At 62.8% G+C, this 13,541-nt stretch carries 9 protein-coding genes and 1 pseudogene; 6 read left to right on the forward strand and 4 right to left on the reverse strand.

The genetic code is table 11. The annotated features are described in order from the left end of the window. The 4 genes and pseudogenes from exbB to HY852_RS20735 all read right to left on the reverse strand — a co-directional run bounded on the left by exbB (position 1) and on the right by HY852_RS20735 (position 4,535). The gene (exbB, locus tag HY852_RS20720) at positions 1–942 is read right to left on the reverse strand and encodes a tonB-system energizer ExbB (protein WP_291606706.1); all 942 of its coding nucleotides are present in this window, start codon (positions 940–942) and stop codon (positions 1–3) included. Then, positions 939–1,628: pseudogene (locus tag HY852_RS20725) on the reverse strand (Fe2+-dependent dioxygenase). The gene exbB and the pseudogene HY852_RS20725 overlap by 4 nt, the downstream one beginning before the upstream one ends. 2 nt (positions 1,629–1,630) lie before the next feature. Continuing rightward, complete coding sequence (locus HY852_RS20730) at positions 1,631–4,051, reverse strand: TonB-dependent siderophore receptor (RefSeq protein WP_291606707.1); 2,421 nt, start codon at positions 4,049–4,051, stop codon at positions 1,631–1,633. A 244-nt stretch (positions 4,052–4,295) separates the two neighbouring features. Beyond that, positions 4,296–4,535, reverse strand: a complete 240-nt coding sequence (locus HY852_RS20735) for a hypothetical protein (protein ID WP_291606708.1) — start codon at positions 4,533–4,535, stop codon at positions 4,296–4,298. Between the two features lie 484 nt (positions 4,536–5,019). Between HY852_RS20735 and HY852_RS20740 the strand changes: the two genes are divergently transcribed. The 6 genes from HY852_RS20740 to HY852_RS20765 all read left to right on the forward strand — a co-directional run. Then, positions 5,020–6,189, forward strand: coding sequence for an efflux RND transporter periplasmic adaptor subunit (locus HY852_RS20740; RefSeq protein ID WP_291606709.1), 1,170 nt, complete (start codon positions 5,020–5,022; stop codon positions 6,187–6,189). Then, a complete protein-coding gene (locus HY852_RS20745) occupies positions 6,186–9,329 on the forward strand; it encodes a multidrug efflux RND transporter permease subunit (RefSeq protein ID WP_291606710.1) in 3,144 nt (1,047 codons plus the stop codon). The genes HY852_RS20740 and HY852_RS20745 overlap by 4 nt, the downstream gene beginning before the upstream one ends. A 305-nt stretch (positions 9,330–9,634) precedes the next feature. Further along, complete coding sequence (locus HY852_RS20750; protein ID WP_291606711.1) at positions 9,635–10,804, forward strand: branched-chain amino acid ABC transporter substrate-binding protein; 1,170 nt, start codon at positions 9,635–9,637, stop codon at positions 10,802–10,804. A gap of 73 nt (positions 10,805–10,877) precedes the next feature. Continuing rightward, on the forward strand, positions 10,878–11,798 hold the full coding sequence (locus tag HY852_RS20755) for a branched-chain amino acid ABC transporter permease (RefSeq protein ID WP_291606712.1): 921 nt from the start codon (positions 10,878–10,880) through the stop codon (positions 11,796–11,798). Beyond that, a complete protein-coding gene (locus HY852_RS20760; protein ID WP_291606713.1) occupies positions 11,785–12,963 on the forward strand; it encodes a branched-chain amino acid ABC transporter permease in 1,179 nt (392 codons plus the stop codon). The genes HY852_RS20755 and HY852_RS20760 overlap by 14 nt, the downstream gene beginning before the upstream one ends. Further along, a partial coding sequence (locus HY852_RS20765; protein WP_291606714.1) for an ABC transporter ATP-binding protein occupies positions 12,960–13,541 on the forward strand: 582 nt, incomplete at its 3' end. The genes HY852_RS20760 and HY852_RS20765, both read left to right, overlap by 4 nt.

Genomic DNA, 13,541 nt, shown 5'->3' on the forward strand with positions numbered 1-13,541 from the left:
CTACTCCGCGGCGCGGGGGTGCACGGTGCCATGGGTGCGATCGAGGTCGCGCGACAACAGCCGCGCGGCGGCGCCGGAGGACCGGTTGACCAGTTCCAAATAGCTTTTCGTCAGCCGCGCGAAGTGGTTGTAGATGATCACGGCGGGAATCGCGGCAACGAGGCCGATTGCGGTTGCGAGAAGGGCCTCGGCGATGCCGGGCGCGACCACGGCAAGGTTCGTGGTCTGCGACTTCGAGATGCCGATGAAGCTGTTCATGATGCCCCACACCGTGCCGAACAGGCCGATGAAGGGCGCAGTCGCACCAATGCTCGCGAGCGTTCCCATGCCGACGCGGATGCGGCGCGCTTCGGCGCGCACGATCTCAGCGAAGCTCGAGGCGGCACGCTCCTTGATGCCGCTGTCGCTTGAAATTCCCGCCGACAGCCGCGCCTCGCGCATGGCCGCGGCCAGCAGCGACGGCAGCACGCCCTCGTTTGCGCCGAGCGCAAACTGCGCCTCGGCCAGAGAACGTGCCTCGGCGATCTTCTTCAGGGACGCGCGCAGCTTCCGCCGCGCGTTCGAGAGCTCGATCGTCTTGGCGATGAAGATGGTCCAGGTAGCAAGAGATGCGAGCGCCAGCCCGATCATGACCACCTTGACCAGGATGTCGGCGGACAGGAACATCGACCAGGGTGAAAGCTCGCGCATGGCAGGAGCCAGCGACTTGAGCGATCGGGCGCCGGTCTCCCCCGCAGCCGGCTCGGCGGCTACCGGAGACGACGCGGCTGCTGCTGGCCCTGAGGGCGTCGCCGCGGCCGGGGCGCTCGGTTGTGAAGCGGCCGGCTGCTGCTGCGCGGCGGGCGCAAGCGGTTGCTGCTGTGCCAAAGCCGGGTACGTCATGACAGCCGCGGTCAGCACCAGGGCTGCGACAAGGCTGGATGGCAAGATATGTCTTTTCATACTTCGGCCCAGTGGCGAATAAGGTTGTGATAGATGCCGGTCAATTTGACCGTTTCAGGGTCATCGCGTCCTAGCCGCTCGGCCAGCGCCTGAATGGCCGTATCCAGATCAAAGATCAGGCTGCGGGCCTAGTCATCCCGTATCATGCTCTGCAGCCAGAAAAAAGACGCAACCCGGGCGCCGCGGGTTACCGGGGTGACGAGATGCAGGCTTGTCGAGGGATAGAGCACCAGGTCGCCCGCCGGCAATTTAACTTCATGGGAACCATAGGTGTCCTCGATCACGAGCTCGCCACCCTCGTACTCCTCCGGCTCCGCCAGAAACAGCGTGACCGACAGGTCGGTGCGGATACGAAGGCCGGTAAGATGATCGCCGCGGATCGCATTGTCGACGTGAAGGCCGAAATGATGCCCGCCCGAGGCTGCATAGCGGTTGAACAGCGGCGGGAATATCTGCAGCGGGACCGCCGCCGAAAGGAAGCGCGGATTGCAGGTCAGTGCGGAGATGACGCGGTTGCCGAGCTTGCGCGCCACCTCGCTGTCGGGCGGCAATTGCTCGTTGCGTTTGACAAGCGCCGACTGTGCGCCGGCAGTCGAGCGGCCGTCCTCCCATTCGCTCGCATCCAAGATCCGGCGGAAGTCGGCCACTTCCGCCTTGTTCAACACGCGCGGTATGCAGACCAGCATGTTCAGAACTTCGCTGAAGTTATGAAGTAAACGGCCCGCCCCGGAGCGACCGCCACGAAGGGTACGGCACTACGGTACAGGGAGTCGTAATAGAGCTGGTTGGTCAGATTCTGGGCGTAGAGCTTCATGCTGAGGTTCTGGTTGATCTTCTTCTCCACGAAAGCATCGAAGCGCCAGTAGCTCGGGATCTCCGTCCCGGTGTTGGCGCCGAACGTGCCGCCATAAATCTTCGAACGATAGATCGCCTGGCCGCCGACCTCCCACCCACCATCCAGCCTGTACTTGGTCAGCAGGCTGAAGGACTCGTGGGCGACGTTGGCAAGCTGCAGGCCGATGTTGGACGCGAGCGCGCTCTGAGTGACGTTCGACCTCATCAGGACCAGACCGCCAAAAATGCTCCAGCGCTCGGTGATGTTGCCGCCCACCTCCAGGTCGACACCTTGAATCCGGTAAGCCGCTCCTGATTGCAGGATGTTTCTGACCGTCTCCCGCGCGTTGACCTTGTCGGTCTGGAACAGAGCACCGCTGAGCAGCAGATGTCGCCCGAACAGCTCCCATTTGGTACCGACCTCCGCCGCCCAGTTGCGCTCCGGGCCTAGAATGGTCGTGCCGGTCGGCGGATCGCCGCCATAATCGGTGCCGGTGCCATCGATCTCGGAGCCGAACGGGTTGGATGAAGTCGCATAGGCGGCATAGATGCTACCGATCGGCACCGGCTTGTAGACGATCCCGACATTGTAGTTGACGAGATCGGCGGCGACCGAATTGGAAGCGGTGTTGTTGGACGAGGTCAGCACGTAGCCGTCATAACGGATGCCCCCGTTCAGGATGATGATGTCCCTCCAGTTGGCGGTATCGACCAGATAGACGCTTTTCGTATCGACGCTGTAGCGCGTGGGATTTCCAATGAGCAGCGGAGGGGTGTTGAACGGCGCGTCCGTATAGCCGGGATGGAAGATCGACTGGCCCGCCAGGGCGCCGCTCCCGGAGAAAGCCCCCGAGCCTGCGGCTTCCGACGCAAGATTCGTAAAGCGGTCGATCGAGACCTTCTCGTTGGAAAATTCGGTCCCTACGACGGTGGTGTGCACGATCGGACCGGTGCCGAACTTGAAGGTTGCGTCGTTCTGGTTCGCCAGAACATCGGTGAGCTGGTAACGACTCTGCGGGCTCGCGGTAAACGTCCACAGCAGCGGATTGGGGGATGAGGTCTGCGCCGCGCTGGTGTTCGGAAGCGTGCCGATATAGCTGAGCAGCGATCGCTCGGCGCGGGCTTTGCTGATCAGCGTGATATTGTCGTTCACCCTGTACTCGCCGGTGACAGTGCCGAAGTCCTGCCCGGCTTTCTGGAAGTCGCGGTAGCGGAAGCCGTACCAGGTCTCGCGCGGCACGCCCGCTTCGGTCGCGGGAACGTTGCCCTGCTTGTAGTAAGGCACACCGAAATCCGGCAGAGAACTAAGATCGGTATGGACGTAATTGGTGGTGAGCTTGAAGTCGCTGGTCGGCGTCCACCTGGTCGAGAGGAAGCCGCCCCATCGGTCGTCGGTCGTGATATCGCGGCCGGCAACGCCGGCGTCCTGGAACACGCCGCCCGCTCGCATGGAGAAGGTCGGACTGATCACCTGATTGACGTCGAGTGTAACGCGCTTGGTGCGGTCAGTGCCGAACGTGGTCTCGGCGTTATAGAAATTGCGCTCGCCGGCCTGCTTGGTGACGATGTTGATCGCACCGCCAGCAGTGCCGCGGCCGGCATAGGATGAGGCCGGACCGCGCAGGATCTCGATCTGCTCGGTGAAGAAGTTCTCGCGGATGCTCACCGCCGGATCGCGGATGCCGTCGATGAAGACGTCATTGCGCGCATCAAAGCCGCGGATGAAGAAGCGGTCGCCGAACGCGTTGCCGCCCTCGCCAGACCCCAGCGTCACGCCGGCAGTGGAGCGCCCGACCTCGCGCAGCGAGGTGGCGTTCTTGTCCTCGAGCGCCTCCTTGCTCAGCACGGTGATGGTCTTCGGCGTATTGGCGAGCAGTTCGGGAAACTTCCCCGACGCCTGCAGACGATCGACCTTGTAGGGTGCGGCGGGATCCGCGTACGGATTGCGATCGGCAGGCAAGCCGCCAGCATCGGGAAAGGGTATAGGCGCAGCCTGCATCACCTGGCGCTGTGCCGCGCGCCGCAGGGCATCGCGGGCGCGGATCTGCTCCGGCGAGGGCTTCGATGCCGTCGGGCGCGGACGCTCGACCGGCGCGTCGACCATCACGGGCGGCAGATTCGACTGCTGTGCTTCTGCACCTCCCGAGAACGATGCCACCGCAATCAGGCTGGCAACCGCCGAGACCGCCTTGCCGGAATTGCCATCGAGCTTTTCCTCACGTAAATCGAGAACGGCGATCGAACGCAGCGACCGCGGTGTTATTGCCTGCCCCATTTCCACACGCCTCAATTTCCAGATCGCTCATCCGCGTCAGTCGCAATGACAATGAGGCGTTGGTATCGGGGGCAAAAATCCGGGTCAACGCGAAGAGGCCGACAGACTCCCTTGAATACATCCAGATCAAAACGATTCTAACTCGGTCGTTGAAATCGTTCTAAGCCTTCACCTTGTAAGTATTCTAAACGGATGCGGGAAACGCCTGCCAACAAGGCTCTTCTCATCGCCGTCGTCGATGCGATCAATCGCTGCTTGGCGGCTTCATCAAGGAGAACAGCTCGTCAATGGTTTGCTGGGCGATGAGGCGCACGCGATCGGTGTTCTCAAGTCCGGCGATGTTGATGCCCTTCACCACCGCCCTGATCTCGTCGCGGAAGTCGGTGAGAAAGCGCAAGGGATCGCGCCCCTCGTTGGCGACGCGAGCGATCAGGCCCGTGATCAGGATCTGGCACGCGATCATCCTGCCGTTGAGTTCGTCCATCATCCGCTCCAGCCTCATACTCGCGGTGATATGGACGACGTCCGAGCGCCCTGACAACCGCAGCGGTGCGCCGAGACTTTAGAAACGTTCGCAAGCTGCGTTGAGCTGGTGGGCGGCGCGCTCCTTCTGCATGAGCAAGCCATGCTCGACGAGACGATTGAGGAGCCGGACCGGAGAGATCGGTTGCAGCTCGGGTACACCCGCGCCTCAACCTTTGATAGCCTTTCCTGCCACCACGACCGAAACAGTGCCGCGGGATCTGGCGCGCGCTTTCCGAGCTGTACGACTGCCGTTTCCATCCCGAGGAGCAACCGCCTAAGCTTGGCGTAAAGCTTTCCAATTGTTTAGGAAAGTCAACGTATGGTGTGTTTGCACATTAGGTGCACGCGTATTATTCTCGCGGTGGAACTTCTCCAAAGACCCTCGATTTCGGTCTGCGGAATTATGGATTTTCCGGGCAGATAGCCGAAACGTACGAGCCGACATGAAGAAGTCACGGCCGATCCTGTGGGTTTTCCTAATCGCGGCCGTGGCGCTGGCGGGCTATTTCGGCTGGCAGCGATTCCGCGGATCTGAGGGCACAAAAAGCCAGATAGCGCAGAAAGCGCCGGCGCGCGCCGCTATTCCCGTCAGCGTGGCCCCGGTCCAGAAGCAGGATTTCGACGTCTACCTGACCGGCCTTGGCACCGTTCAGGGCTTCAACACCGTCCAGGTACGAACCCGCGTCGACGGACAGATTGAGAAGATCGCCTTCACCGAGGGGCAGATCGTCAAGCAGGGCGACCTTTTGGCCCAAATCGATCCCCGCCCCTATCAGGCGGTGCTTGACCAGGCCAAGGCCAAGAGGGCCCAGGACGAAGCCAATCTCGCCAACGCCGATCTGGATTTGCAGCGCTACACCAGGCTCGGCGAATTCGCGACCCGGCAGCGGACCGATACCCAGCGATCAACCGTCGCGCAGCTGACCGCGCAGATCGCGGCCGACGAGGCCGCGATTGCGAACGCCCAGACGCAGCTCGACTACACGCAGGTCAAGGCGCCGATTACGGGAGTAGCCGGTCTGCGTCAGGTCGACATCGGCAACATCGTCAACGCTTCCAGCCAGACTCCGATCGTCACTATCGCCCAGATCGAGCCGATTGCGGTGATTTTCACCGCCCCCGAAGAACAGCTGCCCTACATCAACCAGGGACAGAAGGCCGGGCCCCTGACCGTCCTTGCCATGACCACTGACGGCAAGAAGACGCTCGCGGAGGGCAAGCTGGCGGTGATCAACAACCAGGTCGACTCGACCAGCGGGACAATCCGGCTGAAGGCGGTGTTCGAGAACAAGAACCACGCGCTCTGGCCCGGGCAGTCGGTCTCGACGCGTCTTCGGGTCAGAACGCTCAAGGACGCCACGGTGGTTCCGGACGACGCAATCCAACACTCCACTAACGGCCTCTACGCCTATACCGTAAACCAGGACAACAAAGCCGAGCTGCGCTGGGTCAAGGTCGGCTATTCCATCGACGGACGTTCTGTGGTCGATGAGGGCCTGACGCCAGGACAGCAGGTAATCACGGGCGGACAGTTCAAGGTGCAGCCCGGCAGCCTTGTCACCACAGCCGTGGCTAGTTCCGATCCGGGACAGAGCAAGGTCCGGCAGGAATGAACGGCGGCGGGATTTCGGCACCCTTCATCCGCTATCCCATCGGCACATCACTGCTGATGGCCGGAATCCTCTTTGTCGGTCTTGTGGCCTACCCCCTGCTGCCCGTCGCGCCTCTGCCGCAGGTAGACTTCCCGACCATTCAGATCACCGCGAACCTGCCGGGCGCAAGCCCTGAGACGATGGCCTCCTCGGTGGCGCAGCCGCTGGAAAGGCAGTTCGCGCAAATTCCCGGCATCGCCCAGATGACGTCGACGAGCTATCTGGGCACCGCGTCCGTGACGATCCAGTTCGATCTCAAACGCAGCATCGATGGCGCGGCGAACGACGTCCAGGCGGCCATCAACGCCGCCAGTGGCCAGCTGCCGAAGAACCTTCCCTCCCCGCCGACCTATCGGAAGGTAAACCCGGCGGACTCGCCTATCCTCATCCTGTCCGCAACCTCAGATACCCTGCCGCTGACCACCGTCAGCGACACCGCCGACACGCAGCTCGCCCAGCAGATCAGCCAGATCTCCGGCGTCGCCCAGGTCTTTATCGGCGGCCAGCAGAAGCCATCGATCCGCATCCAGATCGACCCTGCGAAGCTCGTCGCAAAAGGCCTGTCACTGGAGGACGTGCGCAGCCAGATTGCGATCACCACCGTCGACAGCCCCAAGGGCAGCATCGACGGCGAGCGACGCGCCTATACGATCTACGCCAACGACCAGCTCACGCAGTCGAAGGACTGGAACGACGTCATCATCGCCTACCGCAACGGCGGCCCCTTGAGGATCCGCGACATCGGCCGGGCGGTCACCGGACCCGAAGACGCCAAGCAGGCCGCGTGGGCCAATGGCAAGCGCGGCGTGTTTCTGGTCGTGTTCAAGCAGCCCGGCGCAAACGTCATTGAGACCGTCGACAGGATCAAGTCTCTGTTGCCGCGCCTTGTGGCCGCGATTCCGCAGGCGATCAAGATCGAGCTGATGAGCGACCGGACCCAGACCATCCGCTCAGCGGTCGAAGACGTGCAGTTCACGCTGCTCCTGACCATCTTCCTGGTGGTCATGGTGATCTTCATCTTCCTGCGCAGCTTCTGGGCGACGGTCATTCCGACCGTCACCGTGCCCCTGGCGCTGCTCGGCGCCTGCGCCCTGATGTGGGTGTTCGGCTATACGCTCGACAACCTGTCCCTGATGGCACTGACGATCGCGGTCGGGTTCGTGGTCGACGACGCCATCGTCATGTTGGAAAACATCACCCGCTACGTCGAGAAAGGCGAATCGCCGCTCGCCGCCGCCTACAAGGGCGCCAAGGAGATCGGCTTCACAATCGTGTCGATCAGCATTTCGCTGGTGGCGGTGCTGATCCCGCTATTGCTGATGGGGGGCATCATCGGCCGCTTGTTCCGCGAATTCGCGGTCACGCTGGCCATGACCATCTTTGTGTCGATGGTCGTGTCGCTCACCCTGACGCCGATGATGGCGTCACGGTTCCTGCGTGGCCACGGCGAGGTCAAGCACGGCAAGCTCTACCAGTGGAGCGAACGCGGTTTCGAACGGCTGCTGCAGGGCTACGAACGTGCACTGGATCTCGCCTTGCGCTGGCGCCTGACGACGCTGATGATCTTTTTCGCGACTCTCGGCCTGTCGGTCTACCTGTTCGTCCTCATTCCCAAGGGCTTCTTCCCGCAGCAGGACAATGGCCTGATCACGGCCACGTCGGAAGCCTCCCAGGACATCTCCTTTGCCGAGATGGTCCAGCGGCAGCAGGAACTCGGGAAGATCGTGCAGGCCGACCCCGACGTCGCCACTGTCGCCATGGCGATCGGCGGCAGCGGCAGGGCCGGCAATAACGGCAGCTTGTTCATCACGCTCAAACCCCGCCACGAACGCTCGGCTTCCGCACAGGAGATCATCGCCCGCCTCCGTCCCAAGCTCGAGAAGGTGGAAGGCGCCCGCCTCTACATGCAGGCGGCCCAGGACGTCAGGCTGGGCGGTCGCCCGACGCGCACCCAGTTCGAGTTCACGCTGCAGGACGCCAATCTCGCCGAGCTCAACGAATGGGCTCCGAAGATCCTGGCCAAGATGCGGACCTTGCCCCAACTGCGCGACGTCGCCACCGACCAGCAGACGCAAGGCACGACGCTGCAGGTCACGATCAACCGCGACACCGCTGCGCGCTACGGCATTCAGCCGCAACTGATCGACGACACGCTCTATGACGCCTTCGGCCAGCGCCAGGTCACCCAGTTTTTCACGCAACTCAACACCTATCGCGTGATCCTGGAGATCCTGCCCGAGCTTCAGGGCAATCTCGACACTCTGAACAAGATCTACCTGAGGTCCCCGACAACGGGCGAGCAGGTGCCGCTGTCGACCTTTGCGAGCTGGACCACCGACCCGGTTCGTCCCCTCTCGATCAGCCACCAGGGCCAATTCCCGGCGATCACGATCAGCTTCAATCTCGCCCAGGGCGTGGCGCTCGGGCAGGCTACCGACGCCGTGCAGAAAGCGATGGCCGAGCTCGGCGCCCCGGCGACGCTCAACTCAAGCTTCCAAGGCACGGCGCAGGCCTTCCAGCAGTCGCTCGGCACCGTGCCGCTCCTGATCCTTGCCGCGCTGGTCGTGGTGTACCTGATCCTCGGCATTCTCTACGAGAGCTACATCCACCCGATCACGATCCTTTCGACCCTGCCGTCGGCCGGCGTCGGCGCGCTCGCGATCCTGATGGCGTTCGGCTACGACTTCAGCCTGATCGCGCTGATCGGCATCATCCTTCTGATCGGCATCGTGAAGAAGAACGGCATCATGATGGTCGACTTCGCCATCGTGGCCGAACGCGACGAGCACAAGTCGCCGGAGGAATCGATCCGCCAGGCCGCCGTCCTGCGCTTCCGACCCATCATGATGACCACGATGGCGGCGCTGCTCGGCGGCGTGCCGCTGATGCTCGGCACCGGCACCGGTTCGGAAATCCGCCAGCCGCTCGGCTACGCCATGGTCGGCGGGCTCATCGTCAGCCAGGCGCTGACCCTGTTCACGACGCCCGTGGTCTACCTCTATCTCGACAGGCTCTCGAACTGGCTGTCGGGCTGGGGCCGCTCCGCCACCGCGGAGGAACATGAGGCCGCGGAGCACCGGGTCCAGGAAGCCGCCGAATAGGCTTCGCACGCAGCGCGCCGGCTGACGCGACAATGCTCGACATGTGGGGTGCGGCGGCCGCGCGTCGGAAAGAGGCGCCCTCGGTTCTACAGGGATGAGGACGAATGGCGGCCCACTGGCAACCTCACTCATAAGCGATTGAAATGTCTATGAACTTTTCCACTCCGTCGCACCGCACCGATTTGGCTGACCTGCCTCGCAGCTTGCGGGCGGGTGGATCTCCGCAGCCAAGACCAAATAGGCCTTGGCTGCGGGCCCAACGGTGAGCATAAAGGCGGCCGAGAGCACCTGAAGGAGCCAAGATGATGAAATCGGGCAAGTTGGCCGGCGCGGTTATCGCGACGCTGGTTATCACGCTGGCCGCGGCGGTCGCCGAGGCCAAGGACAAGGTCAAGGTCGGTTACATCGGACCACTGACCGGCGGCGTATCCGTCAACGGCATCGGCGGCCGCAACTCGGCCGAGTTGGCCGTGAAGCTCCGCAATGCCGACGCCAAGACGAAATACGACTACGAAATGATCGTGCTCGACGACGAGTGCAAGCCCAACGTGGCGGTGCAGGTCGCGACCAAGATGGCTGCCGACAAGGAGATCATCGCGGGCGCGACGCACTATTGCTCGGCCGCGGCGATAGCTGCGGTCGACACCTACCACAAGTTCGGCTTTCCGGTGATCGTGTGGGGCGCGGTGCTCCCCGACATCACCTACCGCAACAAGTATGCCGAAATTCATCGCGTCAACGGCACGATGATCAACCAGAACGATGCCAATGCCGAGCTGATCCACAAGCTCGGCTTCAAGACCATCGCGGTGATCCACGACACCACCGACTATGGCAAGGGGCACAACGAATATTTCGCGAAAGCGATCGAGAGGGGCGGCAAGGCCAAGATCGTAGGCACGTTTGGCGTCACTGCCGATCAACAGGACTTCACCGCGGAACTCACTCAGATCAAGGCGCTCAATCCTGAGGTGATCTACTTCGGTGGCCTGACGCCGATCGGCGTGCGCATTCGCTCGCAGATGGACAAGCTCGGTCTCAATGCCGTGTTCGACGGCACTTCCGGCATCGTATCCGACGCCTTCATCCAGGGCCTGGGGCCGCTCGCCGAAGGTACGCTTGCCTTCCGCGAAGGCGCGCCCACCAACAAGCTGCCGGGCGGCAAGTTCTTCATGGAGAACTACAATGCCCAGAAATACGACAATCCGCCGGAAGCTTACGGTGCTTTCGCCTATGCCGCGATGGACATGCTGATCGACACGATCGAGAAGGTCGGCCCCGACCGCAAGAAGGTCATCGCCGAACTTGCCAACGTTAAAGATCGCGACTCCATCGTCGGCAAGATCACGTTCGACGACCACGGCCAGAACATGGTCCCGGTGATCACGAAATTCGTGATTCAGGACGGAAAGTTCGTCGAGTGGGACGAAAGTGAGTATGCCGCCGGCAAGCGCAAGCTGCCCGGACAGAAGTAGCGCCGCGTCGGGGCCGCCCGCAACACGGGCGGCCTCCTTTGCTTCATCTCAATGAAGATCAAGACGTGAGGACATGAACGCGGGTCTGTTCGCGCAATACGTCATGAACGGGCTGATGCTCGGCATGATGTATGCCCTGGTGGCCGTCGGTTTCACGCTGTTTTTCGGCGTGCTCGACGTTATCAAGTTCTCGCATGGCGACGTGCTCACGGTGGGCGCCTTTACCGCCCTGGCCACCTATGTCGGGCTCACTTCGGCTGGCCTGAATTCGAACTGGCTAGCGCTCGTCATTATTCTGGCGGTCGCTGTCATGGCCATGGCCGCTCTCGGCATGTTGATCGCGCGCTACCTGGTGATGCCGCTGCGCTCGGCACCGGCGCTCAATACGCTGCTCATCACCTTGATGCTTGGTACCGTGCTGCGCGAATGCGTCCGCCTGTTCTATCCCCAGGGCGCCAACCCGAAGCCCTTCCCCGCCCTGCTGCCGCGCAGCTCGATCGATCTCGGCGCGTTCAACCTGCGGCTCGACAACGTCCTGATGCTTTCGGCGGGCGTGTTGACGATCGTCGGTCTGCAGTTTCTGCTTAACCGCACCCGGCTAGGCCTTGCCATCCGCGCCGTCGCGCAGGACGAGGAAACCGCGCGCACGATGGGCATCAATTTCACGGCAATAGTGCTGATCACCTTCGCGATCGGCTCGGGTCTTGCCGCATTCGCCGGCGTGATGAACGGTCTCTATTACAACGAGATCAATTTCGGCATCGGCCTCTATCTTGGCGTGGTCGGTTTTGCCGCCGCCATCATTGGCGGGCTGGGCAGCGTCTATGGCGCCGTTCTTGGCGGTTTCCTATTCGCCGGCCTGCAAACCGTCGGCACGGTGCTGATGCCTTTCGCGAGTGCCTACAAGGACGTGTTCGCCTTCGCCGTCGTCATTGCCATCATGGCGTGGCGGCCGACCGGCCTGATCCGGGAGAAGATCAGTGAGCGGGTCTGAGACCCCGGCAAAGCGGGACGGCACCGCGCGACCGAGCTCATGGCCGGCGATCGCGAGCATCGGCGTTGCAACCGTCTACCTGATCGCCCTGCTGGGGGCCGAGAAGCAGTCGGTCATCATATCCCTGCTTGTCGCCGGCATCGCGGCCGTTTTGGCAGGCGGATGGTTCGGAATCTTCGGCGGCGTCAGCCGGGCATTCTCCGAGCACGAGGACCGGATGGGCCTGCTCGCGATCGTCGCCCTCCTGGCAATGGCCGCGTGGTTCCACGAAGACCATTTTGTTCTCTTGCTGGTCGTCACCGTGCTCCTCACGACGGTGGCGACGCTCGGCCTGAACATCCAGTTTGGCTATGCCGGCGTGCTCAATTTCGCCGGCGCTTCGTTCTTCGGCATCGGCGCCTACACCTCGGCGGTGCTGAACACGACGGCGGTGCCACATCTGCTGGTGCCGCTCATCGGCGGCGCGCTGGCGGCGCTGATCGGCTCGGTTCTCCTGTTGCCGGTCCTGCGCACGCGCGGCCACTATGCCGCGCTCATCACCATCGCGTTTGCGCTGCTTTTCAAGACTTTCCTCGAGGTCAACGACGTTCTCGGCGGGCCGCAGGGTATGCCGGTCAAGGGCATGACCTTGTTCGGCTGGTCATTGAACGACAATGTCGAGATCGGCGGGATCACGCTGTCCTTCTACATGAGCTATTTCGTGCTCAGCCTGGCGCTGTTGGCCGTCGCTTTCGTGCTGGTGCGCCGGCTGGAGCGATCGTGGATCGGCCTCAATCTCGATGCGTTGCGGCTGGACGAGACCGCGGCCGCCTGCTTCGGTCTCGACATCACGCGCTGGAAGATCACCGCCTTCCTGATCGGCAATATCCTCATCGGCATTGCCGGGGCACTATTCGGCACGGTCGGCGGCTTCGTCGGCCCCAACAATTACACGTTCGCCGACTCGCTCATTCTCGTCTCGATCCTGTTGCTCGGTGGAATCGGAAACCCCTGGGGCCTCATCGTGGCGACGTTCATCGTCATCGTGGTGCCGGAAAAGCTGCAGACCATTCAGGAGTACCGCTTCCTGCTCTATGCGGTGATGGTTATCTGCGTGCTGCTGTTCCGCCCCGAAGGCCTGCTGCCGCGGCCGGTGCGGCGCTATTTCCCGGGATGGCGGCCATGACGGCGCTGCTGCAAGCCCGCGGCCTGGTCCGGCGCTTCGGCGGCGTCGTGGCGCTCGCCGGCCTCGACCTCAGCGTCGAACCCAACGAGATCCTCGGCCTTATCGGCCCCAACGGCTCGGGCAAGACAACGTTCTTCAACGTTGTCACGGGCATCTATGGCGCCGACGCGGGCGCCATTGCCTTCGATGGTGTCGACATCACCAACGCGGCGTCGCGCGCGGTATACCGCGCCGGCATTTCGCGCACGTTCCAACGCTCCCGCTTGTCGCTGCCGTTGTCGATCTTCGACAACATCATGATCGGCAACCATATGCGCCTGAACCAGGGCCTTTGGTTCAACCTGATACGGCGCAGCGCCTTCAAGAGGGAGTTCGAGCAAAACTATGCCGCGGCCCGTGCGCTGGTGGAGGTGTTCGAGCCGGAACTCGCCGACCGCATGTTCGAGCCCGTCGCGGGCCTGCCGATGATCGACCGTCGGCGCATCGAGATTTGCCGCGCGCTGATCAGCACGCCAAAGCTCCTCCTCCTCGACGAGCCCTCCCCGCCCATGACCCACGAGGAGACGGCGCAGCTGATG

It is taken from the genome of Bradyrhizobium sp., assembly GCF_016213215.1.
GTDB lineage: Bacteria > Pseudomonadota > Alphaproteobacteria > Rhizobiales > Xanthobacteraceae > Bradyrhizobium.

Coding starts and splice junctions, on each gene's coding strand:
- HY852_RS20740 (WP_291606709.1), top strand. CDS start 5,020: ATGAAGAAGTCACGGCCGATCCTGTGGGTTTTCCTAATCGCGGCCGTG.
- HY852_RS20730 (WP_291606707.1), bottom strand. CDS start 4,051: ATGGGGCAGGCAATAACACCGCGGTCGCTGCGTTCGATCGCCGTTCTC.
- HY852_RS20750 (WP_291606711.1), top strand. CDS start 9,635: ATGAAATCGGGCAAGTTGGCCGGCGCGGTTATCGCGACGCTGGTTATC.
- HY852_RS20745 (WP_291606710.1), top strand. CDS start 6,186: ATGAACGGCGGCGGGATTTCGGCACCCTTCATCCGCTATCCCATCGGC.
- HY852_RS20735 (WP_291606708.1), bottom strand. CDS start 4,535: ATGGACGAACTCAACGGCAGGATGATCGCGTGCCAGATCCTGATCACG.
- exbB (WP_291606706.1), bottom strand. CDS start 942: ATGAAAAGACATATCTTGCCATCCAGCCTTGTCGCAGCCCTGGTGCTG.
- HY852_RS20755 (WP_291606712.1), top strand. CDS start 10,878: ATGAACGCGGGTCTGTTCGCGCAATACGTCATGAACGGGCTGATGCTC.